The 24,769-nt window shown below is 64.0% G+C and carries 26 protein-coding genes; 25 read left to right on the top strand and 1 reads right to left on the bottom strand.

Going from position 1 to position 24,769, the window contains the following annotated elements; translation table 11 throughout:
* The first annotated feature begins 190 nt into the window (after positions 1-190).
* The 20 genes from G3N58_RS04265 to G3N58_RS04170 all read left to right on the top strand — a co-directional run bounded on the left by G3N58_RS04265 (position 191) and on the right by G3N58_RS04170 (position 19,147).
* On the top strand, positions 191-1,801 hold the full coding sequence (locus G3N58_RS04265) for a thiamine pyrophosphate-binding protein (protein WP_205998532.1): 1,611 nt from the start codon (positions 191-193) through the stop codon (positions 1,799-1,801).
* Positions 1,802-1,856: 55 nt separating this feature from the next.
* Entirely contained in the window at positions 1,857-2,369 is a 513-nt protein-coding gene (locus G3N58_RS04260; RefSeq protein ID WP_241016975.1) for an aromatic-ring-hydroxylating dioxygenase subunit beta, read from the top strand.
* A gap of 13 nt (positions 2,370-2,382) precedes the next feature.
* The gene (locus G3N58_RS04255) at positions 2,383-3,633 is read left to right on the top strand and encodes an SRPBCC family protein (RefSeq protein ID WP_205987980.1); all 1,251 of its coding nucleotides are present in this window, start codon (positions 2,383-2,385) and stop codon (positions 3,631-3,633) included.
* 25 nt (positions 3,634-3,658) lie between these two features.
* The gene (locus G3N58_RS04250; protein WP_205998531.1) at positions 3,659-3,970 is read left to right on the top strand and encodes a non-heme iron oxygenase ferredoxin subunit; all 312 of its coding nucleotides are present in this window, start codon (positions 3,659-3,661) and stop codon (positions 3,968-3,970) included.
* Between the two features lie 234 nt (positions 3,971-4,204).
* Complete coding sequence (locus G3N58_RS04245; RefSeq protein WP_205998530.1) at positions 4,205-5,425, top strand: porin; 1,221 nt, start codon at positions 4,205-4,207, stop codon at positions 5,423-5,425.
* A 69-nt stretch (positions 5,426-5,494) separates the two neighbouring features.
* Complete coding sequence (locus G3N58_RS04240; protein ID WP_205998529.1) at positions 5,495-6,328, top strand: glucose 1-dehydrogenase; 834 nt, start codon at positions 5,495-5,497, stop codon at positions 6,326-6,328.
* Between the two features lie 243 nt (positions 6,329-6,571).
* Positions 6,572-7,987: an MFS transporter gene (locus tag G3N58_RS04235; protein ID WP_205998528.1), complete on the top strand. Its 1,416-nt coding sequence runs from the start codon at positions 6,572-6,574 to the stop codon at positions 7,985-7,987.
* 111 nt (positions 7,988-8,098) lie between these two features.
* The gene (locus tag G3N58_RS04230; RefSeq protein ID WP_205998527.1) at positions 8,099-9,490 is read left to right on the top strand and encodes an MmgE/PrpD family protein; all 1,392 of its coding nucleotides are present in this window, start codon (positions 8,099-8,101) and stop codon (positions 9,488-9,490) included.
* A gap of 39 nt (positions 9,491-9,529) precedes the next feature.
* A complete protein-coding gene (locus G3N58_RS04225; protein ID WP_205998526.1) occupies positions 9,530-10,441 on the top strand; it encodes an NAD(P)-dependent oxidoreductase in 912 nt (303 codons plus the stop codon).
* A gap of 78 nt (positions 10,442-10,519) precedes the next feature.
* Positions 10,520-10,846, top strand: coding sequence for an NIPSNAP family protein (locus G3N58_RS04220; RefSeq protein WP_167044384.1), 327 nt, complete (start codon positions 10,520-10,522; stop codon positions 10,844-10,846).
* A gap of 13 nt (positions 10,847-10,859) precedes the next feature.
* The gene (locus tag G3N58_RS04215; protein ID WP_205998525.1) at positions 10,860-11,738 is read left to right on the top strand and encodes an NAD(P)-dependent oxidoreductase; all 879 of its coding nucleotides are present in this window, start codon (positions 10,860-10,862) and stop codon (positions 11,736-11,738) included.
* Between the two features lie 35 nt (positions 11,739-11,773).
* Positions 11,774-13,204: an aldehyde dehydrogenase family protein gene (locus G3N58_RS04210; RefSeq protein ID WP_205998524.1), complete on the top strand. Its 1,431-nt coding sequence runs from the start codon at positions 11,774-11,776 to the stop codon at positions 13,202-13,204.
* An 82-nt stretch (positions 13,205-13,286) separates the two neighbouring features.
* The gene (locus G3N58_RS04205; protein ID WP_205998523.1) at positions 13,287-13,682 is read left to right on the top strand and encodes a carboxymuconolactone decarboxylase family protein; all 396 of its coding nucleotides are present in this window, start codon (positions 13,287-13,289) and stop codon (positions 13,680-13,682) included.
* Positions 13,683-13,767: 85 nt separating this feature from the next.
* A complete protein-coding gene (locus tag G3N58_RS04200; RefSeq protein WP_205998522.1) occupies positions 13,768-15,117 on the top strand; it encodes an MFS transporter in 1,350 nt (449 codons plus the stop codon).
* A 24-nt stretch (positions 15,118-15,141) separates the two neighbouring features.
* On the top strand, positions 15,142-16,053 hold the full coding sequence (locus tag G3N58_RS04195) for an NAD(P)-dependent oxidoreductase (protein ID WP_167044369.1): 912 nt from the start codon (positions 15,142-15,144) through the stop codon (positions 16,051-16,053).
* Positions 16,050-16,442 carry a cupin domain-containing protein gene (locus G3N58_RS04190; protein ID WP_167044366.1) on the top strand — a complete coding sequence of 131 codons (393 nt, stop codon included), beginning with the start codon at positions 16,050-16,052 and terminating at the stop codon, positions 16,440-16,442. Before G3N58_RS04195 ends, G3N58_RS04190 begins: the two co-directional genes overlap by 4 nt.
* Before the next feature lie 144 nt (positions 16,443-16,586).
* Complete coding sequence (locus tag G3N58_RS04185; protein WP_167044363.1) at positions 16,587-17,375, top strand: carboxymuconolactone decarboxylase family protein; 789 nt, start codon at positions 16,587-16,589, stop codon at positions 17,373-17,375.
* Positions 17,368-17,640 carry a hypothetical protein gene (locus G3N58_RS04180; RefSeq protein WP_167044359.1) on the top strand — a complete coding sequence of 91 codons (273 nt, stop codon included), beginning with the start codon at positions 17,368-17,370 and terminating at the stop codon, positions 17,638-17,640. Before G3N58_RS04185 ends, G3N58_RS04180 begins: the two co-directional genes overlap by 8 nt.
* Positions 17,641-17,655: 15 nt before the next feature.
* The gene (locus G3N58_RS04175) at positions 17,656-18,378 is read left to right on the top strand and encodes a 2,3-bisphosphoglycerate-dependent phosphoglycerate mutase (RefSeq protein WP_167044356.1); all 723 of its coding nucleotides are present in this window, start codon (positions 17,656-17,658) and stop codon (positions 18,376-18,378) included.
* A 100-nt stretch (positions 18,379-18,478) separates the two neighbouring features.
* The gene (locus tag G3N58_RS04170; protein ID WP_167044353.1) at positions 18,479-19,147 is read left to right on the top strand and encodes a GntR family transcriptional regulator; all 669 of its coding nucleotides are present in this window, start codon (positions 18,479-18,481) and stop codon (positions 19,145-19,147) included.
* Between the two features lie 75 nt (positions 19,148-19,222).
* Here G3N58_RS04170 and G3N58_RS04165 read toward each other — a convergent pair whose 3' ends face one another.
* Entirely contained in the window at positions 19,223-20,008 is a 786-nt protein-coding gene (locus G3N58_RS04165) for an IclR family transcriptional regulator C-terminal domain-containing protein (protein WP_205998521.1), read from the bottom strand.
* 169 nt (positions 20,009-20,177) lie between these two features.
* On the opposite strand from G3N58_RS04165, the gene G3N58_RS04160 reads away from it, so the two are divergent.
* The 5 genes from G3N58_RS04160 to G3N58_RS04140 all read left to right on the top strand — a co-directional run bounded on the left by G3N58_RS04160 (position 20,178) and on the right by G3N58_RS04140 (position 24,683).
* The gene (locus G3N58_RS04160) at positions 20,178-21,305 is read left to right on the top strand and encodes an ABC transporter substrate-binding protein (RefSeq protein ID WP_205987975.1); all 1,128 of its coding nucleotides are present in this window, start codon (positions 20,178-20,180) and stop codon (positions 21,303-21,305) included.
* 67 nt (positions 21,306-21,372) lie between these two features.
* Positions 21,373-22,248, top strand: a complete 876-nt coding sequence (locus tag G3N58_RS04155) for a branched-chain amino acid ABC transporter permease (RefSeq protein WP_205998520.1) — start codon at positions 21,373-21,375, stop codon at positions 22,246-22,248.
* A complete protein-coding gene (locus G3N58_RS04150) occupies positions 22,245-23,225 on the top strand; it encodes a branched-chain amino acid ABC transporter permease (RefSeq protein WP_205987973.1) in 981 nt (326 codons plus the stop codon). Before G3N58_RS04155 ends, G3N58_RS04150 begins: the two co-directional genes overlap by 4 nt.
* The gene (locus G3N58_RS04145) at positions 23,225-23,998 is read left to right on the top strand and encodes an ABC transporter ATP-binding protein (protein ID WP_241016974.1); all 774 of its coding nucleotides are present in this window, start codon (positions 23,225-23,227) and stop codon (positions 23,996-23,998) included. Before G3N58_RS04150 ends, G3N58_RS04145 begins: the two co-directional genes overlap by 1 nt.
* The gene (locus tag G3N58_RS04140) at positions 23,976-24,683 is read left to right on the top strand and encodes an ABC transporter ATP-binding protein (protein WP_167044337.1); all 708 of its coding nucleotides are present in this window, start codon (positions 23,976-23,978) and stop codon (positions 24,681-24,683) included. The genes G3N58_RS04145 and G3N58_RS04140 overlap by 23 nt, the downstream gene beginning before the upstream one ends.
* The last annotated feature ends 86 nt before the right edge of the window (positions 24,684-24,769 follow it).

The raw sequence follows: 24,769 nt of genomic DNA, 5'->3' as shown, positions 1-24,769 counted from the left end.
CACGGGCACGGCGCGCAGTCGCCGGTTTGATCGTGAAATGTTACGCGCTGGGTTGGGTTTGGATGGATGGCGCTAACACGAAGTTTTTTCCGTATTCAGGCGGATCGCCCGGACTCAGACGCCCGCGGCCCGGGCGCGGTGAGTGAAGGACGACAACGAGAGCGGCAACGCTCCATTTGGGAGAACGTGAATGTCTAGTCGGACCGGTGCGCAGGTATTGATCGAACAACTGGCGGCTCGCGGCGTGACGCGGATTTTCGGCGTGCCGGGCGGCGATTGCAGTCTCGATGTGATCGAGGCGGCAAACGAGGCAGGGATCGAATTCGTCGTGACGCGCACGGAAAACTCGGCTGCGATGATGGCGGCAGTCACGGCCGAACTGACCGGCAGTCTCGGCGTCGTGCTGACGACGCGCGGCCCCGGTCTCGCGAACGGCGTGAACGGTGTCGCGTATGCAGCGCTGGACCGCGCGCCGATCGTGCTGATAGGCGACGGTTACGAGCACGAGCAGGCTTTTATCAGCCATCAGCGTTTCGATCAGACGCGCGTGCTGGAGCCGCTGATCAAGGGCGCCGCGCGGCTCGACACGCCGGTTGCGCTGCCGGCCGTCGGCGCGTTGCTCGACACCGCGTTGAGCGCACCGTACGGACCGGTCTATCTGGAAGTCACCGGCGCGGGCATGCGCGGTACGGTGCCGGCCGATGCGGTGCCCGTGCAGGTCGCGAGGCCGGTGCCCGCCGCTCCCGGGCCCGCCGTCTTCGAGCATGCGCGCAAGGTGCTGGCAGCGGCGAGGCGGCCTGTGATCATCGCTGGTTTGCAGGCGGCCGAGGCGCGTGCCAGCGAAGCCTTGCGCCGGCTCGCCGCAAAGCTGCAATGCCCGGTGTTGGCGACGTACAAGGCGAAGGGCGTATTGCCCGACGCCGATCCGCTCATGCTCGGCTCGTACATCGGTGGTGCCGCGGAAGACGAGACGCTGCGCAGTGCGGATCTGTTCGTGCTGTTCGGCACGGACCCGGTCGAATTCGCGCCGCAGCCGTGGCGCTATACGACACCGGTGCTCGATATCGCGCTGCATTCATTCCCGCGTCACTACTTTAACCCGGTCGCATCCGTGATCGGCGATCTGGCCGTTGCCGCCGCGCAGCTCGAGGTCGGTCTTGCACGCAGCGACTGGCACAGCACGCAGCTCGGCACGCTGAAGGAAGGCATGCGTGCGCGCGCGCTGACGCACGGCGGCGGCCCGATTACGCCGCAGTCGCTAACCGAGGCCGCCTGCGCGGCGCTGCCGGCGAACGCACGTATCACTGTCGATGCAGGCGCGCACATGCTACCCGTGATGGCGCACTTCCAGGCGAACGCGCCGCGCGACGTGCTGATCTCGCGCGGTCTCGCGACGATGGCCTTCGCGTTGCCGGCCGCGATCGGCGCGGCGCTCGCCGAGCCGAACCGGCCAGTGGTCGCCTTCACCGGCGACGGCGGGCTGATGATGTGCGCGGCCGAATTCGCCACCGCCGTGCAGGCAGGCTGCAAGCTGACGGTAGTGGTTTTCAACGACTCGAGCATGACGCTGATCGGCGTCAAGCAGCGTCGCCGCGATCTGCCGCATGCCGGGGTCGATTATTCGCACACCGACTTCGCGCAGGTCGCGCGTGGTTTCGGCGCCAGGGGCTGGCGCGTCGAGGATCCGGCGCAACTGGCCGATGCGCTGAGTGCGGCGCTCGCGGCCGACGGTCCGAGCGTGGTCGACGTCGTGATCGATCCGGAGCCGTATCACGCGCAGATCCGCTCGCTGCGCGGCTGAACGCCGCGTGGCGCGACGCAGTAGATATCAGGACCACTGAAGGAGAGCCGCAACGATGACTCAGCAACCTGGGAGCATGCAGGACCTCGACGCTGCCGGCCGTGCGCAGATACGCGCCGAACTGCGCGATTTCTACGACGACTATGCATTCGCGCTCGACGAATTCGACCTCGATCGCTGGTCGACATTTTTCACCGACGATTGCCTGTATCGGGTGGTGTCGCTCGAGAACCATACCGCGCAACTGCCGCTGTCGACGATGCAGTGCGAGGGCATCGGCATGATCCGCGACCGCATTGCCGGCATCCGCGAGACGGCCGTGTTCGAGCCTCGCGTGCTGCGCCATATGGTGAGCGGCGTGCAGGTCAACGAGATCGACGCGCAGGGCTGGTCGTCGCAGGCGAACTTCGCGATTTTCGAAAGCATGTCGGACCGCGAAGCGCATCTGCTGCTGGTTGGCCGCTATATCGACCGCGTCGTGCGCGAGGGCGGCGCGCTGAAATTCCGTCAGCGGATCTGCGTGTTCGACAATTACCGCATCCGCACGTCGTTGATTTATCCCGTCTAACGAGGCACGCCGAATGAATACGAGCACGGTTTCCACCGCGCAGTTGCGCCGCTGGCCAGAACAGCGCGACGCGCGCATTCCTGCCTGGATCTATTCCGATCCGGATCTGTTCAAGCGCGAAATGGAAGTCTTCTACGAAGGCTCCACCTGGAATTTCGTTGGTCTCGCCTGTGAAATCGCCGAGCCGGGCGCGTTCAAACGCAGTTGGATCGGCACGCGCCCGGTACTGATGGTGCGCGATGAAGACGGCACCATCAATGTGGTCGAGAACCGCTGCGCGCATCGCGGATCGATGCTGTGCTGGAAAAACAATGGTGTCGTGAAGGACTTCACTTGTCCCTATCACCACTGGAGCTACGATCTGAAGGGCAACCTGCTCGGCCTGCCGTTTTTACGCGGCGCAATGGGCAAGGGCGGCATGCCGCGGGATTTCGCCAAGGGCGAGCACGGCCTGCGCAAGCTGCGCGTAGAGGAACGCAAAGGTCTCGTGTGGGCGACCTTCGACGAATCGGCACCGGATCTCGAGGCCTATCTGGGTGACGAAATCGCCGCGCTGATCGATCGCGCAACCGGCAACGGCCGTCTCAAACTGCTCGGCTACAACCGCCAGCTATTGCCATGCAACTGGAAACTGTATGTCGAGAACAGTCGCGATCCGTATCACGCGACGCTGCTGCACAGCTTTTTCCTGACCTTCGGCCTGCTGCGTGCGGATACCGCGTTCAAGGCGGTGCCGACGCTCGGCGGCCGCCACGCGATCATGGCGTCGACCTATTCGGCCGCTACCGCGAGCGAGAAGAACGAAGTCACGCAGCAGCTTGCGTCGCTGAAAAGCGATTTCTCGCTGCAGGACATGGACATGGTGCGGCCCGTTGACGAATTCGGCGACAGTTCGATGATCAATTTCTCGGTATTGCCGTCGGTGTTCTTTCAGCAGCATGGAAATTCGCTGGCGATCCGCCATGTGATTCCGAAGTCGGAATCGCAGACGGAGCTGTCGTGGACGCACTACGGCTTCGAGGACGACGACGAGACGATGCAGAGCCGCCGCATCAAGCAGGCGAATCTGATGGGGCCGGCCGGCTATGTCGCGGTCGACGACAGCGAAGTGCTCGCGCTGATGCAGCCAGTTGCGCAAAGCGCGCCGGATTCGGTGCAGGCCGTCGAGATGGGCGGGCGCGATTACGCGCCGCAGGAAACCATGCTGACGGAGACGCTGATCCGCAGCTTCTATCACTACTACCGCGAAAAAATGGGCCTCTGAGCTGCCCGACTGGGAGACAGACACGATGAGCGAATGGCACCCCGCAATCCAGGCCGACGCCGTGGCGGAGGGCACGCCGTGCCCGCTGCTGATCGGCGATACGCCAATCGCGCTGTACCGGCTGGGCCGCGAAGTCTATGCGATCAGCGACCGCTGCACGCACGAGCCCGAGGTGCGGCTGTCGGATGGTTTTGTCGACGGCGACGTGATCGAATGCCCGATGCACCAGTCGTGCTTCTCGATCCGCACCGGCAAGGTGATCGGTCCTCCCGCGCGTGAAGACGTGCGCGCGTATCCGATCAGGATCGAAGACGGCACCGTCTACGTCGAGTTGTAGCAGGCGGTTATCGCGCCGCGGTTCATGCGATCGCGGTTCGGAAAAGGGCAGGTAGCAGCGGTAAGGGGCAGGCCACGGTCCGCCCGCAAACACATCGGCTTGCGATGCGCGCGATGCCGGGTGGCATCAGGTTGCATCGCCAGTTGAGTGTTTAGGATCACATATAAAAATCTCAAAATCACATTCAATGGAGACACCGGGGTGGACTTGCACCTCCCGGTCAGGAGAACAACGATGAAGAAGAAACTGATTCTGGCTTCGCTCGTGCTCGGCACGGGCGCCGGCGCGGCCTGCGCGCAAAGCAGCGTGACGCTGTACGGTATTCTCGATGCCGGCATCGGGTATTCGAACAACCAGGCGGTTACCGTGACACCGGGCGCGGCGGGTCGGCCCGCGATGCTGGTGAACCATTCGAAGCTCGGCTTCGTCAGCGGTTCGACCTTTGCGGATCGCTGGGGTCTGAAGGGCGTCGAGGATCTGGGCGGCGGCTATCGTGCGGTATTTACGTTGGAGAACGGTTTCAATATCGGCACCGGCGCGTTCGCGTCGGCCGGTACGATGTTCAATCGTCAGGCGTTCGTCGGTCTGGGCAATACGCGCTATGGCACGTTGACCTTTGGGCGTCAGTACGATCCGCTGGTCGACCTCGTCGAGCCGCTCGGGCCGACGCGCTTTCTGAACGGTATTGCAGCGCATCCGGGCGACCTCGACGATTTCGACAATAGCCTGCGCATCAGCAACTCGGTCAAATACACGAGCCCCGTGATGGGCGGCTTTACCATCGAGGCGTTGTACGGTTTCGGCGGACAGCCGGGATCGATGCACGACAAAAGCACCTACGGTATCGGGGCGGCTTATGCTCGCGGTCCGCTCGCGGGCAGCGTCGCGTACTACCGTGCGGACAATAGCAAGACGGGTCCCGACGACGTGACGAACGGCACGTGGGTCGGCTCGTCGGACAGCATTTTCAATTCGTCGATCAACGCGGGTTTCGCGTCGGCGGAAACCTTGCAGATCATCGGCACCGCGTGGAATTACGTGATCGGCCCGGTCACGCTCGGCTTGAACTACAGCAACGTGCAGTACAGGCCGGGGCCGTTCTCGCTGTTCCATCGCAATCAGAAATTCAACACGGGCGGCGCCGTTGCGTCGTGGCAAGTCACCTCGACGCTCGCGCTTGCCACGGCGTACGCGTATTCGCGCGGCAGTTCGGTGGACAGTTCGTCATCGCCTCCGCAGTACAACCAGATCAGCGTCGCTGCGTTTAAGAATCTGTCGAAATGGACCATCCTGTTCCTCGTCGGCGGCTATCAGCATGCGTCGGGCCGCACGCTCGACGCGTTCGGCAACGTGGTCGACGCAACCGCTTCTGTGGGCGATGCGTCGAATGGCGGCGGCTCATCGGCGTCGAATTCACAGGTGGTCGTGCGTGCCGGCATCCGGCATCACTTCTGACGGGCGCCAGGTTCTGCGCCCGGCGCGTCGGTTGCGCCGGACGCTTCTTTTGCATGGAGGAATAACAGCGTGAGCTTTGCATCGCTTCAAGGAAAAGTCGTCATCGTAACGGGGGCCGGCAGCGGCATCGGCGCGGCAACCGCACGGCGGCTCGCCGAGGACGGCGCACGCGTCGTCGTGGTCGATGTCGAGCGCGCACTGGCGCAGGAGGTCGCGGCTTCATTGCCGGAACCCGGCAACGCACTGGCTGTTCAGGCAGACGTGTCACGCGAAGAAGATGTCGAGCGCTATATGCGCGAGACGCTCGATAGATTCGGACGCGTCGATCTGCATCACCTGAACGCGGGCATCGTCGGAACGCTGGCGCTCTTTCCGGACATCGGCGTCGACGAATTCGATGCGGTCATGCGCGTGAATCTGCGCGGCCCGTTTCTCGGCGCGCGCGCGGCCTTTCGTCAATACGCGGTGCAGCAGGGTACGGGCTCGATCGTGATTACCGCATCGATCGGCGCGTTGCTCGGCAGTCACGACCTGTTGCCGTACCAGACCTCGAAGCACGGTGTGCTCGGGATCGTGCATGGAGGGGCGATGTACGGGGGGCCGCGTGGTATTCGCGTCAACGCGGTTGCGCCGGGACTGGTGCCGACCGCGCTGTTCGCTGCCAATGCCGCTGGCTCCGGCGCCGGCGGCGATGTGGTGCAGCGCGGCACGACTGTGCCGATGCGGCGAGTCGGCACGCCGGACGAAGTCGCCAATGCGGTCGCATTCCTGCTCAGCGACGAGTCCAGTTATATCAACGGCGACGTGCTGTCGGTGGACGGCGGCTCGGCGATCGTGAGCACCGTGAGGCCAAGCGGTGGCGCGGGACAGTGGAATACGGCGGGGGTGGACGGCCGCGTCTGATACCGGCTGGCGGGCGCCACGCACGCCGTACTGTACCGGTATGCGCTCCAATCGCATTGCAACATACGTACGTGTTTTCTCCGTGCATCGGCAGAAAAAATCTTGCCAGGGTAAATGTCTTCTTGACCGATTGTATTACGCGAATATAATCGATCTTTATGGTAACGCTCACATTCGATGAGCGACGCAGCGTGAAGCCGCAACCCGACAACAAGAAAAGTGCCTTTGACGGAGACAGTACCTATGCAGAACGAAGCGAGTATTGGATACCGACTGGACAGCGTGCCGCTGTCCGGTTATCACTGGCGGCTGCTTGGCTTGATCGCGGCGGGTATGTATTTCGACTCGTTCGACATCTACATCGCCGGCACGGTGCTTGCCGCAATGATCCACAGCGGCGAATCCACGCTGAAGCTCAACGCGATGTTCGTGTCCGTCACGTTCCTCGGCATGATGGCGGGCGCATGGCTGTCCGGTCTGCTCGGCGACCGCTTCGGGCGGCGTTTCTGCTATCAGTTCAATCTCGGCATCTACGGCTTCGCATCGATTGCCGCGGCGCTTGCGCCTTCGATGTACTGGCTGATTTTCTTCCGCCTCGTGATGGGCATCGGCATGGGGGCGGAGATCGTCGTTGGCTACGGCACGCTGAGTGAATTCATTCCGGCTGCGTGGCGCGGCCGGTTCGGCACGATCCTCAATCTCATCATCAATACGTCGCTGTTCCTGTCAACCTTCCTCGGCTGGCTGATCGTGCCGCACTACGGCTGGCGCTGGATGTTCGCGATCGCGGGCTGCGGCGCGCTCGTCGTGTGGTTCCTGCGCAAGTCGATGCCGGAGTCGCCGCGCTGGCTCGCATCGCGCAATCGCGTCGCCGAGGCGGACCGGATCGTGTCGAACATCGAGACCGCATGCGGCGTCGATTCAACCGCGGCGATCGCGGCTGCGGCTCAGCAGCTGCGCCATTCCGACACGCGGGACAACGGACGTCTCGGCGATCTGTTCGCGCGCCGACTGCTCACGCGCACGATTACCGGCATCACGGTGCTAGTCGCGCTGTTCGTCGTCAACTACGCGTTCGTCAGCTGGATTCCGACTTTTCTTGTCAAGCAAGGCCATAGCGTCTCGAATTCGCTGGGACTGACGGCGGTGATGTTCGCGGGCGGCCCGGTGGGTTCGCTGATCGCCTTTGCACTGGCGGAGCGTGTCGGCCGCAAGTGGGGCATCGTGCTGTTTTCGCTGATCTGCGCGGGGTTTGGCGCCGCTTATCCGTTCGCGCAGTCGGAAGTGGCGATCGCCGCGCTCGGTTTCGCGATCACCTGCTGCATCTACGTGCTGTCGTCGTTCAGCGTCGCAACGTATGTGCCGGAACTGTTCCCGACCGAGCTGCGTTTGCGTGGCTCGGGCGTGTCGAATACGGTGGGCCGCGCGGTGAGCATCGTGGTGCCGTATGTAGTCGCGTCGGCGTTCACGGACTTCGGCATCGCCGGCGTGTTGGCGCTGATCGTCGGCACGCTGCTCGTGCAGGCCGCGATCGTCGGCGTACTCGGCACGGAAACGCGGCGGCGTTCGCTCGAATCGATCGCGGCCGAAGTCGGCAATACGTTTGCAGCAGGCGGCCAGCCGAACGACGATCGTGCGGCATCGGCTACGAGGCCGTAGAGGACAGCGGTGTTATCCATCAGAGCAGACCGGATCGCATTGTGCGGGCTCATCCGCATGCTCCGCGAAAGATCCGGCGAAAGCGCCACACTGTAGAGGACAAATCCGCCCATGGCAGCACAGTCAGAGAGCAGTTCCAGCCAGAGCGGCACCAACCGCCACGCCGGCCATGCGACGCAACGCATCGCGCAATGGGTTGCTGCGGCGACCTGGCGCGACGTGCCCGCCGCAGTGCGGCACGAAGCGAAGCGCGCGCTCGTCAACTATATGGCGGTCGCGCTGGCGGGCTGCACCGATCCGACGCTCGACAAGGCGGTGCGCGTCTACCAGCGCTTCGGCGCGGATCGCAGTGCGGGCATGATCGGCCGGTGCGAACGCTTCGACATGCTGAACGCCGCCGCGCTCAACGCGATGAGCGCAAACGTGTTCGATTTCGACGACACGCATATCCCGACCATCATTCATCCGAGCGCGCCGGTCGCCGCTGCGCTGTTAGCGCTCGCTCAAACACGGCCGATGACGGGCGAAGCACTGCTGCTCGCGTTCGTGCTCGGCGTCGAGGTGGAGTGCCGCATCGGTAACGCGGTTTCGCCGGAGCACTATCAACGCGGCTGGCACATCACGTCGACGTGCGGCGTGTTCGGCGCGGCCGCCGCCGTGGCCAAGGTACTGGGCCTGAACGCGCGGCAGATCGCGTGGGCGCTCGGCAATGCATCCGCGCAGGCGGGCGGTCTCGTCGAAACGCTGGGCACGATGTCGAAGAGCATCAGCGTAGGCAATGCGGCACGTAACGGCCTGCTGTCGGCGCTGCTCGCCGCCGACGATTTTTCCGGTCCCGATGCGCCGCTCGAAGGCACGCGCGGTTTTCTGCGCGTCACGGCCGCGCAGCCGAAGATCGAGGCACTGACCGACGGTCTCGGGCTCGAATGGTCGCTGCTGTCGAATACCTACAAGCCGTATCCGTGCGGCGTGGTGTTGAACCCGGTGATCGACGCGTGTCTCGATCTGCGTCGCGATGCGCATTGGAGCCTTGACGATGTCGAACGGGTCGAGCTGACTGGCCATCCGCTGCTGCGCGAACGTACCGACCGGCCCTCTGTGCGCAGCGGTCGCGAATCGCAGGTCAGCGCGCAGCACGCGGTGGCCGTCGCGCTCGCGACGGGCAAGGCCGGCCTCGCGCAGTTCAGCGATAGCGCAGTGGGCGATCCGTCGCTGCGCGCATTCGGCGCGCGCTTGCGTTTCATCGACGATCCGTCGTGGCCGGTCGAGTCGGCTCAGGTCGCTGTCGTGCTGCGCTCGGGCGACACGATATCGCGGCGTATTCAGGCGGCGCGCGGCAGTCTCGCCGCGCCACTCGCCGACGTCGAACTCGCGGCGAAGCTGCATGAACTTGCCGCATACGGCGGCTCGGGGGTCGCACCGCAACCGCTGATCGATACGCTGTGGCGTTTCGACGGCGAAGCGGATGCGGCGGTGCTGATGAAACTAGCGTGCGCGAACTGAGTAGCGCGATCGATCGATTTTCAACGGATGAGGATAGTCATGTCAGGCAGCGAACAAAGCAGCAAGCAGATCGGTTTTATCGGCGTAGGTGTGATGGGGCGGCCGATGGCGCGCCGTTTGATCGAAGCGGGGCATACGCTCGTCGTGTGCGATCGCGATGAACAGGCGGTCGCGGAACTCGCGGCGATCGGCGCGCGCGCGGCGAAGTCGGTGCGCGAAGTGGCCGACACCGCGCGCGTCGTTTTCACGAGCTTGCCGACGCCGGCGATTTTCAAGGCGGTGGCGCTCGGCGACGGCGGCCTGATCGAAGGTAGCGCGGTGAAGATTCTCGTCGATCTGTCGACGGTCGGTTCGCGCATCGAAAGGGAAGTGGCCGACGCTCTGCTCGCGAAGGGCATCGAAACCGTCGACGCGCCGGTAAGCGGCGGCGCTGCGGGCGCGAAGAAAGGCACGCTGGCGATCATGACGGCGGGCAAGCCGGCCGCGCTCGACGAGGTTCGCGCGCTGTTCGACGTGTTCGGCAAGGTGTTCGTCGTCGGCGATCAGCCAGGGCAGGGACAGTTGCTGAAGCTGCTCAACAACATGTTGTCGTCGACTGCTTTTGCGATCACGTCGGAAGCGTTCGTTGCCGGCATGCGCGGCGGCCTCGATCCCGAAGTGATGATGTCCGTGATCAATTCGGGCAGCGGCAAGAACGGCGCGACGATGGACAAATTCCCGAAACACGTGCTGACACACGGCTTCGATTTCGGTTTTCCGGTCGGCAGCGTGTGCAAGGACATCGGCCTCGCGGTGGACGAATGCCAGGCGCTCGGCGTGCCGATGTGGGTCGGCAGCGTCGCGCGTCAGGTGTGGAACTACGCGGCGATGCAGGACGGCGCGAAGCGTGACATGACCGAACTCGTCAAATACGTCGAGCGCTGGTCGTCGTCGGAGGGGCTCGCCGACTGAGCGCCTCGCAATCACTTCCGCAAACAGGCATCTGGCCGGACTTCCGGCCCATCGTACCGGATCAAACAGGGGTTATTCATGATCGTTGAAATGCGTATTTACCACTGCGCGCCGACGCGCTTGCCGGCACTGCTCGATCGCTTCACGTCGACCACGCTCGGCTTTTTCGAAAAATACGGCATCGAGCAGCTCGGTTTCTGGACCACGTTGATAGGACCGAGCAACCACGCGCTGACCTACATGCTCAAGTGGGAAAGTCTCGCCGAGCGCGAGCAGAAGTGGAACGCGTTCCAGTCCGACCCCGACTGGATCGTCAAACGCGCGGCGACGGAAGCCGAGAAGCCGATCGTCGAGCGTATCGAAAACCATTTTCTGACGCCGACCGCATTCTCGGCGCTGCGCTAGACGAGGTCTCGCAATGACACAACTCAAGCGGATCGGTTTCGTCGGTCTCGGCATGATGGGCGCGCCGATGGTGCAGTGCCTGTGCAGCGCCGGCTTCGAACTGTTCATCGCCGACGCTGACGCCGCACGCGCCGCCGCGCTCGCCGAGCAAACCGGTGCGCAGCGTCTGAATGACGACAACGCGGCATCGCTCGATGCATTGATCACGATGCTGCCGAACTCGGCGATTGTCGAGGCCGTGGTGCTCGGCGACGGTTGGGCCGCGAAACTCGCGCGGGGCGCTGTCGTCATCGACATGAGTTCGTCGGAACCGGAGCGCTCGCGCGAACTCGGCAGGACGCTCGAAGCGCGCGGCCTTGCGTATCTCGATGCGCTGGTGTCGGGCGGCGTCAAGCGCGCGAAGGAGGGCTCGCTCGCGATTCTCGTTGGCGGCGACGCGCAGGTGCTTGCGCGCTGCAAGGCGTTGCTCGATGCGATGGGCGCGAGCGTGCTGCATATCGGCGGCGCGGGCGCCGGTCATGCGGCCAAGGCGCTCAACAATTATGTGTCGGCGGCGGGACTGACCGCGACGGTCGAGGCGCTGCAGATCGCGAGCCGTTTCGGCATCGAGCCGGCCGTGATGACAGACGTGCTCAACGCGTCGTCGGGGCGCAGCAATACGTCGGAAAACAAGGTCAAGCAGTTCATGCTGAGCGGCACGTTTGCGTCGGGCTTCGCGCTGCAGTTGATGAACAAGGATCTGAAGATCGCGTATGCGCTCGCGCAGGCGGTCGGCCATCCGATGACATTTGGCACGGCTTGCATCGAGGTGTGGAACGAAGCGGCACAGCAGTCGACGCCCGTGACCGATCACACCGAAATGTACCGGCTGTTGCCCGGCGCGGCTTCCTGAGGCCGCCTTCCGATTCACCGATTCTGGAGCCTGTCATGTCACATGCTGCACAGTTCTATATCGACGGACAGTGGGTCGAACCCGCGTCCGCCGTCTGGTTCGACCTCGTCGATCCATCGACGGAAAAGGTCTTCGACAAGCTTGCGCTCGGCAACGCGGTCGATGTCGATCGCGCGGTCGCCGCCGCGCGCCGCGCATTTCCGGCGTGGTCCGCGACCAGCGTGGCCGAGCGGGTGGCGTTGCTCAAGCGCGTCGTCGCCGTCTACGAACGTCGTTACGACGAATTCGCCGAATTGATGCGCCGCGAAATGGGTGCGCCGATCACGTTTGCGCGCAACGGTCAGGCCGCGCGCGGACCGGCGCATCTGAACGCATTGATCGAGGTGCTCGAGCGTTTCGAATTCGAGGAACAGCGCGGCAATACGCGTGTCGTGCTGGAACCGATCGGCGTCTGCGGACTCATCACGCCGTGGAACTGGCCGATCAATCAGATCGTCGTGAAGATCGCCCCGGCGCTGGCCGCGGGCTGCACGATGGTGCTCAAGCCGAGCGAGTATTCGCCGCTCAGCGCGCTGGCGTTCGCGGAAGTGCTGCATGACGCGGGCGTGCCCGCCGGCGTGTTCAATCTCGTCAATGGCGATGGTCCGGGTGTCGGCGCGGCGATTGCGAGTCATCCGGACATCGACATGGTGTCGTTTACCGGCTCGACGCGCGCGGGCGTGCTGGTCGCACAATCGGCGGCCGAGACCGTGAAGCGCGTCGCGCAGGAACTCGGCGGCAAGTCCGCCAACCTCCTGCTCGACGACGTCGATCTCGAACAGGCGGTCACACGCGGCGTGGCAGCGTGCTTTACGAATTCGGGTCAGTCGTGTTCGATCCCGACGCGCATGCTGGTGCCGCGTCATCTGATGAACGACGCGGCGCAGATCGCGAAGCACGCGGCGCAGGCGTATCGCACCGGCCCGACCGACGATCCGGCGACGCAGCTCGGCCCGCTTGTCAACGCGAGCCAGTTCAAGCGTGTGCAGGCGCTGATCCAGACCGGTATCGACGAAGGCGCGTGCCTCGTCACGGGCGGCACCGGACGGCCGGACGGCATCGACGCGGGCTACTATGCGCGCCCGACAGTGTTCGCCGATGTCGCGCCGCACATGACGATCGCGCGCGAGGAGATCTTCGGGCCGGTGCTGTCGATGATTCCCTACGACTCGGAAGAAGAGGCGATCGCGATCGCGAACGGCACCGACTACGGTCTCGCGGCCTACGTGCAATCCGCCGATCTCGCGCGTGCGCGCAAGGTGGGCCGCGCGTTGCGCGCGGGCGGCGTACATCTGAATTACCCGCCCGCCGATTTCCAGGCGCCTTTCGGCGGCTATAAGCGCTCGGGCAACGGGCGCGAGTGGGGCGAAGCCGGCTTGCGCGAATACCTGGAAACCAAGGCGATGGTCGGTTACGGCGCAGAGTGAAAATTTCCGCGCGCAGACCGGCTCGCATCATGCCTGCCTGGCGCACCGTTTTAAAAACAGTCTGAACTACTGAGGAATCACGATGGATACCAACGACCGTTTCAACAAAGGCTTCAACAACCGCAAGGAAGTGCTCGGCGCCGCGCACGTCGAGAAATCGTGGGCGAATGCCGACGACTTCAACCGGCCGATGCAGAAGTTCGTCACCGAAAGCTGCTGGGGTGACATCTGGGGCGACCCGACGCTGTCGTTCAAGACGCGCAGCATGCTGAACCTCGGCATGCTCACCGCGATGAGCCAGCACCACGAGCTGGCGGTGCATGTAAAGGGCGCGCTGCGCAATGGCGTGACGAAGGAAGAGATCCGCGCGGTGCTGATGCAGGCGGCTGCGTATTGCGGCGCGCCGCTCGCGCTGGCGGCGTTTCGCGTCGCGAGCGAGGCGATCAAGGCATACGAAGCCGAAGCGGTGGCTTCCTGATCCGGCAAAAAAGCACACGAAAGCCACGGGGTAACGCAGGGAGAACCCGCACCGCGCGCGGTGCGCATAACGAATGGAGGCAGCCATGAAAGCGCTGACTGCGCATGACGTCGTAGAGTCGGAGGGCGAACAGTCGATCGAAACGAAGAGACGCAACGCGATCAAGGGCGCGTTCTTTTCCGAATTCATCGACATGTTCGATATCTATTTGCCGGTGGTGGTGCTTTCGCCCGTACTCGGCTATTTTCAGCCGCCGCATCTGTCGGCGGGCATGGAGGCGATTCTCGCATCGCTGGTGTTCATCACGACGCTGCTCGGACGGCCGGTCGGCTCGCTGCTGTTCGGCATGATCGCGGACCGCATCGGGCGTCGCAAGGCCTCGATCTGGTCGGTGTCGGGCTTTGGCGTGGTGACGTTGCTGATCGCGCTTCTGCCCGGCTATCAGCACATCGGCATCGCGTCGTACTGGCTGCTGGTGCTGCTGCGGTTCGTCGACGGGATCTTTCTCGGCGGCGGCTACACCGGTGCGATGCCGCTCGCGATCGAGTATGCGAAGAAGGAGCAGCGTGGTTTCGTCGGCGGCTTCATCATTGCCGGATTTCCGGCCGCGTACGTGACGATCAACCTCGTTGCGATGCTGATGTTCGTGCTCTTTCCGCTGAGCGGCATGAATTCGCCGTACGCGCAATGGGGCTGGCGCATTCCGTTTGTGCTCGGTGCGGCGCTCGCGGGCCTGCTCGCGATGTACTACGTGCGCAAGGTCGCCGAATCGGAAGTCTGGAAGAGCGAGGCCGCCGACAAGCCGACGGTCACCGAAAAACTGCCGCTTTCCGATCTGCTGCGCGGCAAGAGCGGGCGCAACCTGCTGCAGGTGCTGGTGATGATGACGGGCTTCTGGCTCACGCAGAACATCATTACGATCTTCCTGCCCACGGGGCTGCTCGTGAAGACGCTGCACCTGACCGGCTTCCAGATGACCGCCACGCTGATGCTCACGTACTTCGTGCTGTTTTTCAGCTACATCGCCTCGGGTCTGGTCGCGCAGCGTATCGGACGACGTCGCTTCTTCGTGATCGTCGGTCCGCTGATCGCCACGCTCGGCGCCGTGCTGCTGTACGTGCTCGCGAACGTGGACGGACTGTCGTTGCCGGCCATCATGCTGCTGACCTGCGTACTCGCGGTGCTCGTCACGTCGCCGTGGGGCGTGATCGTCACGTACATCAACGAGCGGTTCGTGACGGACGTGCGCGCGACCGGCTTCGGCGTCGGCTTCAGCCTCTCGGTCATCATCCCGTCGTTCTACGCGTTCTATATGAACTGGCTCGGCGTGTTCATGCCGCTGCGGCTCACGTCGGTCGTGCTGCTGTGCGTGGGCGGGCTGCTCGGCATGATCGGCGCGATGATGGGTCCGGAAACGAAAGATGTCGATTTCTAATTGCGAAGCAGAGGAACGGAAGTCATGAACAAGGAAAGGGTGGGTTTTATCGGCCTCGGCAACATGGGCGGACGCATGGCGCAGCGCCTCGTTGGCGCGGGCATCGCGGTGCTCGGTTACGACACGGCGCGGGAGCGCGTCGAAGCAGCCGGCGCGCAGGCTGCCGGCACGCTGCGCGAAGTGGTCGGCTACGCGGACGTCGTGATGCTGTCGCTGCCTGACAGCAAGGTGGTCGAAGCGGTCGTCGAAGGCGAGGACGGTGTGCTCGCGCATTGCCGCGCCGGACAGATCGTCGTCGATCTGAGCACGGCCGCCGCGAGTTCGACGATCCGCCTCGCGAAGCGCTTCGCCGAGCGCGGCGTGCGTTACGTCGACGCGGGTATTTCGGGTGGCGCGGCCGCAGCCGAGAAGGGCACGCTGACGCTGATGGTGGGCGGCGAGGCCGAAGCGGTTGCCGAACTGCAATGGGCGTTCGGGCCGATCAGCTCGAAGGTCGCATACATGGGCGGGAGCGGCGCCGGTCACACGACCAAGCTGCTCAACAACTTCCTGAACGCAGTGAGCCTGGCTGCGAGTGCCGAGGTGATGGTGGCGGGCAAGAAGGCCGGGCTCGACCTGCACCTGCTGCTCGATGTGCTGAACAGTAGCAGTGGTGTCAACTTCGCGACGCTCAACCGTTTTCCGAAAATCGTCGACGGCGATTATCTCGAAGGCGGCCTGACCGGCAAGCTCATGACGAAGGACGTCGTGCTGTACGTCGATCGCGTGCGCGAACTCGGTGTGATGTCGCTGAACGCGGCGGGGCCGCTCGCGAGCTTCGGGCTCGGCACCGCGCTCGGCTATGGAGATGTGATCAGCAATCGGGTCGTCGATGCGATCGGCGACGTGTCGGGCGGCGTCCGGCTGTTCGACGGAGCAAAGGAGAAAAAAGCATGAAAGTCTTTCACGGCAGAGCGGCAGGCGCAATGTCCGAGCGTCGCGGCGATACGTTCACGGGGACGGTCTGGGCCGATCCGGTGATGCCCGCGACCAACGGCGTGACGATCAACACGGTGTGTTTCGAACCGGGCGGACGTACCTACTGGCACACGCACGAGTACGGCCAGGTGCTGCAGGTGACGGCCGGCCAGGGCTGGATTTGCCTCGACGGCGAGGAGCCGCGGCCGATCCGCCAGGGCGACATCGTGTTCATCGGCCCGAACGAGCGTCACTGGCACGGCGCGAGCGAAGGCAGCTACATGGTTCATATCGCGACGTCGATCGGCAAGGGGACGTGGCAGGAAGAGGTCGCGCAAGCCGATTATCCGAAGGGTGTGGGGGGCTGAGGTTCGTGCCGTCGCGCGCGTCGATGTTCCAGCCTGCGTTCGGGCCGACTTTCGCGTCCGGTTCGCCGCGAAGCTGAAGCTGTCCGGCGCGCGCCACCGATGTGAGGTTGCCGATATTGTTAAGCCTTCGATGGAATTGACATCATGACCCAGACTCCGCCGCAACCCGATCTGTCACGTCTGCGCGACGAACTCGCGAGCCTGCACGGTCAGGCGAGTCCCGAGTGGGACAGCCTCATGAGGCTCGCCCCGGTTTTCGTCGCCGCGTATCTGAAGTTCGCCGGCGTACCGCGGCGGCGCAACCATCTCGACGACAAGACCCGCGCGTTCATCGCGCTGGCTGCCGACGCCTGCGCGACGCAGCTCTATGCGCCCGGTGTGGCGCGTCACATCGAGCGGGCACTATCGTTCGGCGCGACGCGCGATGAACTGGTCGAAGTACTCGAATTGATCAGCACGATCGGTATTCATACCAGCAACGTCGGCGTGCCGGTGCTGCTGGAAGTTCTGGAAGAAGAGGGCTTGCGCGACGGCCCGGCCCCACTCGACGAGCGGCGGCAGGCGCTGAAAGCCGCGTTCGAGAAGAACCGCGGCTACTGGCATCCGAGCTGGGAAGGGCTGCTCGAACTCGATCCGGACCTGTTCGACGCATACGTCGAATTCTCTTCGGTGCCGTGGCGTAGCGGTGTGCTGAGCCCGAAGCTCAAGGAATTCATGTATTGTGCGTTCGATGCGTCGGCCACGCATCTGTACGTACCCGGCCTCAAGCTGCACATGCGCAATGCACTGCATTATGGAGCGACGGCTGAAGAACTGATGGAATTGCTGGAGATCGTCAGCGTGACGGGCATCCACGGCGCGGAACTGGGCGCGCCGCTGCTCGAAGCCGCGCTGGCGAATGCCGCTGGCGCGCCGGAGAAACCGCATGCGTGATGCCACAAAACCCGAGCCGATGTTTTCGTTGCGTGCCGCGCCGGGCGACCTGTCCGACTCGCACAATGTCGATGCGCCGCGCACGATATTCACCTCTGCGATTGCGTCCGCGTTTTCGTCCGCATTTTCATCGGTAGCCGGCAAGACAGCTGGGCCGTGCCATTCCGCGTGGCGCGCAATGCAATCGCCGCCCCTGTCGGCACTTGCGTCGAACGGCAACGAGCACACGAGTGTGCGGGCCGTCGCGATTCTCGGCTACAACTGACGTGCGATGCTCCCCATGAGCAGTCAATCCGCCACGCTTGTCGTATTGCGACACGGCCAATCGGTATGGAATCGCGCGAACCGCTTCACCGGCTGGAGTGACGTCGGACTCTCCGCGCAGGGCGTGACGGATGCCCAGCGCGTCGGTGAGCAGTTGCGCGCTGCGGGTCTGCACTTCGACCTTGCGGTTACGTCGGCATTATCACGAGCCACCGATACGCTCACGCACGCGTTGCACACGTTCGACCGGCCGGTGTCGAAAACGATTCGCTCGTGGCGGCTGAACGATCGGCACTACGGAGCGCTGACCGGCATGGAAAAAGATGAGGCAGCGCTCGCGTATGGCGCGCAATGCGTGCGGCAATGGCGGCGCGGTTTCGACCTTGCGCCGCCGCCGCTCGATGCCGTCGCGCATGCGAAGCTGGTGGGCGCGCTGTGCGATGACGCGATGCCCGCGCCCGCTGCGCTGCCGCGCACCGAGAGCCTGCGCGATACGCTGCATCGCGTGCTGCCGCTGTGGGACGACTGCGTCGCGCCGGCACTCGTGCGTGGGCAGTCGGTGCTGATGGTCGGTCACGGCAACTCGTTGCGCGCGCTGTTCAAGCAGCTCGACCAGATTGGCGATGACGCGATCGCGCAGGTCGAGGTCGCGCATGCCGAACCGCTCGTGATGAGGTTCGACGCCGCGCTTGAGATCTGTTCGCGCATGCCGCTCGGCGCGCTGCTCCCGACCCGCTGAAAGGCATGCCGTTTCTCGCCGTGATGGGCTATGGATGCTGTCCGTCACGATACCGGTGAAGTATCATGGAGGCTGAATTTTGTCGGACGGGAATACAATAATGCTAACAGACATGGACCTGGTGAGGCCTGAGACGCTGCGTCATCAGGTGGAAAATGTGCTTCGGCAAGCGATTGTAAGCGGGCGTTTCGCACCTGGTGCGCGCCTTATCGAACGGGAATTGTGCGAGACGCTCGGCGTGAGCCGTACGTCGGTGCGTGAGGCGCTGCGCAGGCTCGAAGCCGAAAAGCTCGTGCGCAACGTGCCGCACAAGGGGCCGATCGTCGCCGTCATGTCGAAACACGAAGCCAGCGAGCTGTACGCGCTGCGTGGTCTGCTCGAAGGTTTCGCCGCGCATGAGTTCGCCCGCCTTGCCAGCGACGATGCAATCGCGCGCTTTGGCGAGGTCGCGAAGGAGCTGCGCGCGGAAGCTGTCGCGCAGAACCAGGACGGCGTGCTGCGCGCGAAGACGGCACTCTATGGCGTGCTGCTCGATAACTGCGGCAACACGCTCGTCAGGGAAGTCCTTAACAGTCTTTATTCGCGCATCAATCTGCTGCGTACGACGTCGTTGATGAATCCGGACCGGCTGCCCAATAGTCTGCGCGAAATCGACAAGCTTTATAAGGCGCTGAAGGCACGCGACGCCGATGCGGCCCAGGAGCTTGCGCGGCTGCACGTAGCGAATGCCGAGAAGGCAGCGCAGCGGATGCTGGAAGACACCGAGTAGCGTCTGCGCATCCGCGTGGTGCAGCTGTTGTGCGCCATGATCCGAAGCGATGAGAGTCGTTCTCCGGGCCCTGCCTCAACTCTCCCGCTGCTTTTCAAACCCCACGGTAATCGCCGCCGACATTTCCGCCGCGTATCGCTTCATTGTTTCAGCCAGCTTTTCGATTCCCTGGTCCACCACCCGGCGATAGGGCCCCGTAATGCCGAGGCTGAAAATGACCTCGCCGCGTCCGAGCATCAGGGGGACGCCGATGGCCGCCAGTCCCTCGTCGACCTCGCCCAGGCACGTTGCGTATCCCCGTGCACGCACGCTCTCCAGATCCGCCATCACTTCCGATTTTTCGCTCTTGGTCTTGCTCGTCCTTTGCGTGAGCGGCTGGGCGAGAAGGTGCTCAACCGTTTCGGCATCCTGATAGGCAGCGATGGCTTTAGCCGTCGCGGCATTGAAGACGTGCATCTCGCTGCCGGGCAGCACATAACCGCGCCATGGCGTGTCCGGTGCTTCCGTGAGGATGGAGCGGACCACACCGTGCTCCAGTTTCGTGATGTAGGCCGTTTCGCCCGTCTCCTGCACGAGTTCGCGCAGATAGCCTCGCACCACGGAGTCCAGCCACGCATTCTTCGTCGTGGCGTAGATGAGGCGGCGCATCCGCGCGCCGACCAGATAGCTCGTCGCCCCCCCTTTTCTCGTCTCCACCAGCCGGCATTCCAGCATCGACTTGAGCAGCCGGTGACCGCTCGGTTTCGGCAAGCCCAGCATGGCCGTGATTTCCGACAGCGATAGACCGTCCGGAAAGCCGGCCAGCAATTCAAGGATGCGCATGTAGCGCTCGAGCGGGGGGGCGTCGTCCAGACCCGGCATGTCGTTCTTCCTGATTTTTGATGGATTAAAGGGCGTTGCCTGGCTTGACAACGCTTATTTGGCCACGCACCATGAATCGTAAATCGAAACTATATTTCGAAAATCGAGACACCGCAATAAATCGCTAGCCCTTGGAGATCCAACGATGATCACGTACCTGAAGCGCGCAATGTCACTTCGTATCGCCTGTGCATGGCTCACCGCTGGCGCAGCCGTTTCACCTTGCGCGGCATGGGCCCAGCAGATACCCGTCGGCGTGACAGCGCCGATGACGGGAGCATTGTCCCTGACGGGCAAGGGCTATGTCGATGCGCTCAAGCTGGCGGAGCAGGACATCAACGCGGGCGGCGGTATCAATGGTCGCAAGGTCGGCCTGTCGTTCCAGGATGCGCAGGCGTCGAACGGCACTGCGATCAACGCGTTCATCAAGGTCGTGCAGGAGCAGAAGCCCGATTTCGTATTCCTGACGAGTTACAGCACGCAGAACGTCGCGGTCGGCCCGGAAGTGCTGAAGGCGCAGCGTCCGGCCATGTACGCGGGCGGTGCCGACATCGTCGCGGAGCAGAAGAACCCGTGGATGTTCCGCATCCGTCCGAGCGACGGCCTGACGGCCGAGGCGATGGCGCGTTACGCGCACGAACAGTTGCACTCGACGAAACCCGGCATCCTCTACATCCAGAACGACTTCGGCCAGGGCGGCGCGAAGGCCGCGCAGAAGGCATTTGCGGCAGCGGGGATTACGGTGGTGGGCGCCGAAGCCTATGGCCAGAACGACAAGGACATGTCCGCGCAGATCCTGTCCCTGAAGAACAAGGGCGCCGATTCGATCCTCCTGTTCGTCTATCCGCAGGACGGCGCGTTGCTGCTGCATCAGATCAACCTGCTCGGCCTCAAGACGCCGGTCGTTTCGTCGTCGGCCGCGTTCGTGCCGGCCGCGATGCAACTGATTTCGCCTGACGATCTGCAAGGCGTCTACGGCGTCGTCGATGCGATGCTGACCTCGCAGCCCGCGGCGCAATCGTTCCTCAAGCGGTTCAAGGCCGCCTACGGCGTGGACGCCGATCCGTATGCCGCCGCCTATTACGACGGCGCGATGATGATGGCGCAGGCGATGCGCACAGTCGGCACCGATCCGGTCAAGGTGCGCGACTATCTGCGCACGTTGAAGGACTTCAAGGGCGTGGCGCACATCTATACGTTCGATGCCGCGGGCAACGGCGTGCATGACGTGTCGATCGTGAAGTTCGCACCCGGCACCAAGGACATGCAACTGATCCAGCAGATCACGAGCAAGTGATGCCGAGCGAGACGCCATTTCCATTCGCCGCGTTCACGCGCGTTTCCCTGTCCCGCGGACCCGGATCATGCAACAGCTTCTTCAACTCCTGGTGAACGGCGTCGCGCTCGGCAGCGTCTATGCGCTCGCCGCGCTCGGCTTCGTCATCGTCTATTCGGCGACGGGCGTCGTGAATTTCGCCGCGGGCCAGTTCGTCATGCTCGGCACGTTCTTCGGCGTCGCGGCCATCGTGCAGGCGCATTTTCCGATCGCGCTCGGCTATCTCGCCGCGGTGATCGGCATGGCGCTGTTCGGCGTGCTGTTCTTTCTCGGCGTGCATCTGCCGTTGCGCAAGAGGCCCGTCGTCTCGGTCATCATCGGCACGGTGGCAATCGGCATCGTCATGCAGAACGCGGCGCTGCTGATCTGGGGACCGTGGCCCGCGCGCCTGCCGTCCCCGTTCGGCGACACCGCGATATCGATTGCGGGCGCGGCGATCAGCATGCATGCGCTCGCCACCATCGTGATCACCGCGCTCCTGATCGCGGCGCTGTACGCGCTGCTGTATCGCACCGGTATCGGTCGCTCGATGCGCGCAATCGCTCAGGATAGCGAAGCGGCGCGTCTGATCGGCTTGCCGGTCACGCTGACGCTGATCGTCACCTGGGTGCTAGCGGCTGCGTGTTCGGCGTTTGCGGGCCTGCTGGTCGGTCCCATGTGGTTTGCCGACGTCAACATGGGAGAACCGGTGGCGCTCAAAGCGTTCGCGGCGACGGTGATCGGCGGCTTCGGCAGCGTGCAGGGCGCGATTCTCGGCGGACTCTTCGTCGGTCTCGTGGAGATTCTCGGCGCCTCGTATCTCACGTCGACCTACAAGGACCTGTTGGCCTTCGGCGTGATGATCGCCTTCCTGCTGGTGCGTCCTCAGGGCATCTTCGGCGAAAGAATTGGAGATCGCGGATGAACCGCTCACGCTTTCTGTCGGCTGTACCGGTTGGCGTCGCGCTGGCCGTGGCGCTCGCGCTGCCGGCGTTCTGTTCCGACTATATGGTGCGGCTGTTGTCCACGGCCGCCATCGCATCGATCGCCGTGCTCGGCCTGAATCTGGTGTTCGGTTATGCAGGTCTGATTTCGCTCGGGCAGGCGGCGTTCATCGGCATTGGCGCGTACACGGTGGCTGTGCTGACCACCCAGGCGGGCTGGAGTCCATGGCTCGCGAGCATGGCCGGTGTGGCGCTGTGCGGCGCGTTCGCCTATGTCGTGGGCATCGTACTGCTGCGTCTGAAAGGTCACTATCTCGCGCTCGCGACGCTGGGGCTGAACGTCAGCTTCGGCATCGTCGTGTCGAACTGGACCAGCCTGACGGGCGGCACGGACGGCATCGCCAGCATTCCCTCGCTGACGCTCGGATCGTTCGCGCTCGACACCGACGCGAGACTGTACCTGTTTGCCACCGTCGTGCTGGTTGCGCTGTGTGCGCTGACGCAAGCCGTCCGCACGAGTCACCTGGGCCGCAGCATGATCGCTGTGAACGACGACGAGATGGCGGCCGGCATGAGCGGCATCGCCGTCACGCGCGCGAAGGCCGCGGCGTTTGCGATAGGCGGCGCATTTGCCGGCGTATCCGGATGCCTCTTCGCGGTCCACAACCGCTTCGTTTCGCCGGACGATTTCTCGTACGTGCAATCGATTCTCTATCTGTCGATGCTGGTGGTCGGCGGCGCGGGCTCGATCGTCGGCGCGGTGATCGGCGCGGTGGGCGTCACGCTGCTGCCCGAGTTGCTGCGCGGCGCCGGTAACGCGTATCTGCTGATCTTCGGTGTACTGGTGCTGGTCGTCCTGATCGTTTTGCCCGACGGCCTCGTCAGTCTCGCGCGGCTGCCCGTGTTCCGGCGCCGTCAGCGCTCGCCACGGCTCGATCCGATCGCGGAGGAAAAATAATGCCGCTACTCGAAGCCAATGGTTTGAGCGTGACGTTCGGCGGCCTGAAGGCGCTTGCCGACGTCGATCTGCGGATCGACACGGGGGAACTGCTCGCGTTGATCGGGCCGAACGGCGCGGGCAAGAGCACGCTGCTCAACGCGCTCACCGGTCTCTACAAGCCGAGTGCGGGACGCGTCGCGTTCGACGGCAAGGACATCACGGGGATGCGGCCCGACATCATCGTGCGTGGCGGGGTGGGACGCATCTTCCAGAACGGCAAGCTGTTCCGGCGCCTGAGCGTGGTCGAGAACGTGATGCTCGGCGCGGCTATCGCGCCGGCGCCGGCCGGTTCGTTCGCGTCGCGCCGTCACGCGGAAGCGGCGTGGCGCGACGCCGCGCTGCAGATGCTCGAACGCTTCGGACTCGCGTCGCTCGCCACGCGCAGCATCGATTCGCTGTCCTACGGCAATCGCCGTCTCGTCGAAATGGCCAAGGTGCTGGCGGGCCGTCCGCGTTTGCTGCTGCTCGACGAGCCCGCCGCAGGTCTCAATCTCGGCGAGGTCGAGGCGCTGATGACGCGGCTCAGGCAATTGCGAGCCGATCACGACCTGACGATCCTGCTGATCGAGCACAACATGAGCATGGTCATGCGCCTGGCCGAGCGGATCGTCGTGCTGAATTTCGGGCAAAAACTCGCCGAGGGCACGCCCGCCGAAATCCAGCGCGATCCTCGCGTGCTCGAAGCGTACTTGGGAACCGGTTACGAACATGTTGAAGTGCAACCAGATTAAGGTCGCGTACGGCGACATCAGCGCGCTGCGCGGCGTGGATATCGAAGTGCGCGAAGGCGAGGCGATTGCGCTGATCGGTGCGAACGGCGCGGGCAAAACGACGCTGCTGCGCGCGATCTCCGGGCTGGTGCCGCTGAAATCGGGCAGCGTCCAGTATCAGGGCGGCGAACTCGGCGCACGCACGCCGGAAGCGCGCGTGCGGCTCGGCATCGCGCATGTGCCTGAAGGGCGCCGTATTTTCCCCGGTCTCACGGTGATCGAGAACCTGCTGGTCGGCGCGACCGCGCATCGCTCGACGAAGGCGGAAATTGCCGAGGATCTCGAATGGGTCCATGACCTGTTCCCGCGCCTTGCCGAACGGCGCACGCAACTCGGCTGGTCGCTGTCGGGCGGCGAGCAGCAGATGCTCGCGATCGGCCGGGCACTGATGTCGCGCCCGCGTCTGCTGATGCTCGACGAGCCGTCGCTCGGCCTCGCCCCGCGTCTCGCGGAAGACGTCTACGCGCGGATCGGCGCGATCAACCGCAAAGGCCTGAGCATGGTGATCGTCGAACAGAACACGGTGCTCGCGCTCAAGGTGGCGGCGCGCGCCTATGCGCTGGAGAACGGCAGCATTGCGATTGCCGGTTCGTCGAAGGAGCTGGCGAACAATCCGCGCATTCGCGAGGCCTACCTCGGCAAATAGCAACGGCGCGGCGAACCGGCGATAGCGCCGGTTCGCCCGATGAGAAAAGGGCGAACCATCCGGTAAATATTACGGATGGCTAATAA

The sequence above is a fragment of the Paraburkholderia sp. Ac-20342 genome, from assembly GCF_017104985.1.
GTDB lineage: Bacteria > Pseudomonadota > Gammaproteobacteria > Burkholderiales > Burkholderiaceae > Paraburkholderia.
The sequence above is the reverse complement of the archived record's forward strand: the minus strand, read 5'-3'. Positions and strand labels throughout refer to the sequence as shown.

Bases quoted from the DNA above. Each gene is read 5' to 3' on its own strand.
- G3N58_RS04260 (WP_241016975.1), top strand. From the start codon at position 1,857: ATGACTCAGCAACCTGGGAGCATGCAGGACCTCGACGCTGCCGGCCGT.
- G3N58_RS04185 (WP_167044363.1), top strand. From the start codon at position 16,587: ATGACCCAGACTCCGCCGCAACCCGATCTGTCACGTCTGCGCGACGAA.
- G3N58_RS04220 (WP_167044384.1), top strand. From the start codon at position 10,520: ATGATCGTTGAAATGCGTATTTACCACTGCGCGCCGACGCGCTTGCCG.
- G3N58_RS04160 (WP_205987975.1), top strand. From the start codon at position 20,178: ATGTCACTTCGTATCGCCTGTGCATGGCTCACCGCTGGCGCAGCCGTT.
- G3N58_RS04150 (WP_205987973.1), top strand. From the start codon at position 22,245: ATGAACCGCTCACGCTTTCTGTCGGCTGTACCGGTTGGCGTCGCGCTG.
- G3N58_RS04180 (WP_167044359.1), top strand. From the start codon at position 17,368: ATGCGTGATGCCACAAAACCCGAGCCGATGTTTTCGTTGCGTGCCGCG.
- G3N58_RS04245 (WP_205998530.1), top strand. From the start codon at position 4,205: ATGAAGAAGAAACTGATTCTGGCTTCGCTCGTGCTCGGCACGGGCGCC.
- G3N58_RS04145 (WP_241016974.1), top strand. From the start codon at position 23,225: ATGCCGCTACTCGAAGCCAATGGTTTGAGCGTGACGTTCGGCGGCCTG.
- G3N58_RS04175 (WP_167044356.1), top strand. From the start codon at position 17,656: ATGAGCAGTCAATCCGCCACGCTTGTCGTATTGCGACACGGCCAATCG.
- G3N58_RS04190 (WP_167044366.1), top strand. From the start codon at position 16,050: ATGAAAGTCTTTCACGGCAGAGCGGCAGGCGCAATGTCCGAGCGTCGC.
- G3N58_RS04215 (WP_205998525.1), top strand. From the start codon at position 10,860: ATGACACAACTCAAGCGGATCGGTTTCGTCGGTCTCGGCATGATGGGC.
- G3N58_RS04200 (WP_205998522.1), top strand. From the start codon at position 13,768: ATGAAAGCGCTGACTGCGCATGACGTCGTAGAGTCGGAGGGCGAACAG.
- G3N58_RS04265 (WP_205998532.1), top strand. From the start codon at position 191: ATGTCTAGTCGGACCGGTGCGCAGGTATTGATCGAACAACTGGCGGCT.
- G3N58_RS04170 (WP_167044353.1), top strand. From the start codon at position 18,479: ATGCTAACAGACATGGACCTGGTGAGGCCTGAGACGCTGCGTCATCAG.
- G3N58_RS04210 (WP_205998524.1), top strand. From the start codon at position 11,774: ATGTCACATGCTGCACAGTTCTATATCGACGGACAGTGGGTCGAACCC.
- G3N58_RS04230 (WP_205998527.1), top strand. From the start codon at position 8,099: ATGGCAGCACAGTCAGAGAGCAGTTCCAGCCAGAGCGGCACCAACCGC.
- G3N58_RS04155 (WP_205998520.1), top strand. From the start codon at position 21,373: ATGCAACAGCTTCTTCAACTCCTGGTGAACGGCGTCGCGCTCGGCAGC.
- G3N58_RS04255 (WP_205987980.1), top strand. From the start codon at position 2,383: ATGAATACGAGCACGGTTTCCACCGCGCAGTTGCGCCGCTGGCCAGAA.
- G3N58_RS04205 (WP_205998523.1), top strand. From the start codon at position 13,287: ATGGATACCAACGACCGTTTCAACAAAGGCTTCAACAACCGCAAGGAA.
- G3N58_RS04165 (WP_205998521.1), bottom strand. From the start codon at position 20,008: ATGCCGGGTCTGGACGACGCCCCCCCGCTCGAGCGCTACATGCGCATC.
- G3N58_RS04235 (WP_205998528.1), top strand. From the start codon at position 6,572: ATGCAGAACGAAGCGAGTATTGGATACCGACTGGACAGCGTGCCGCTG.
- G3N58_RS04195 (WP_167044369.1), top strand. From the start codon at position 15,142: ATGAACAAGGAAAGGGTGGGTTTTATCGGCCTCGGCAACATGGGCGGA.
- G3N58_RS04140 (WP_167044337.1), top strand. From the start codon at position 23,976: ATGTTGAAGTGCAACCAGATTAAGGTCGCGTACGGCGACATCAGCGCG.
- G3N58_RS04250 (WP_205998531.1), top strand. From the start codon at position 3,659: ATGAGCGAATGGCACCCCGCAATCCAGGCCGACGCCGTGGCGGAGGGC.
- G3N58_RS04225 (WP_205998526.1), top strand. From the start codon at position 9,530: ATGTCAGGCAGCGAACAAAGCAGCAAGCAGATCGGTTTTATCGGCGTA.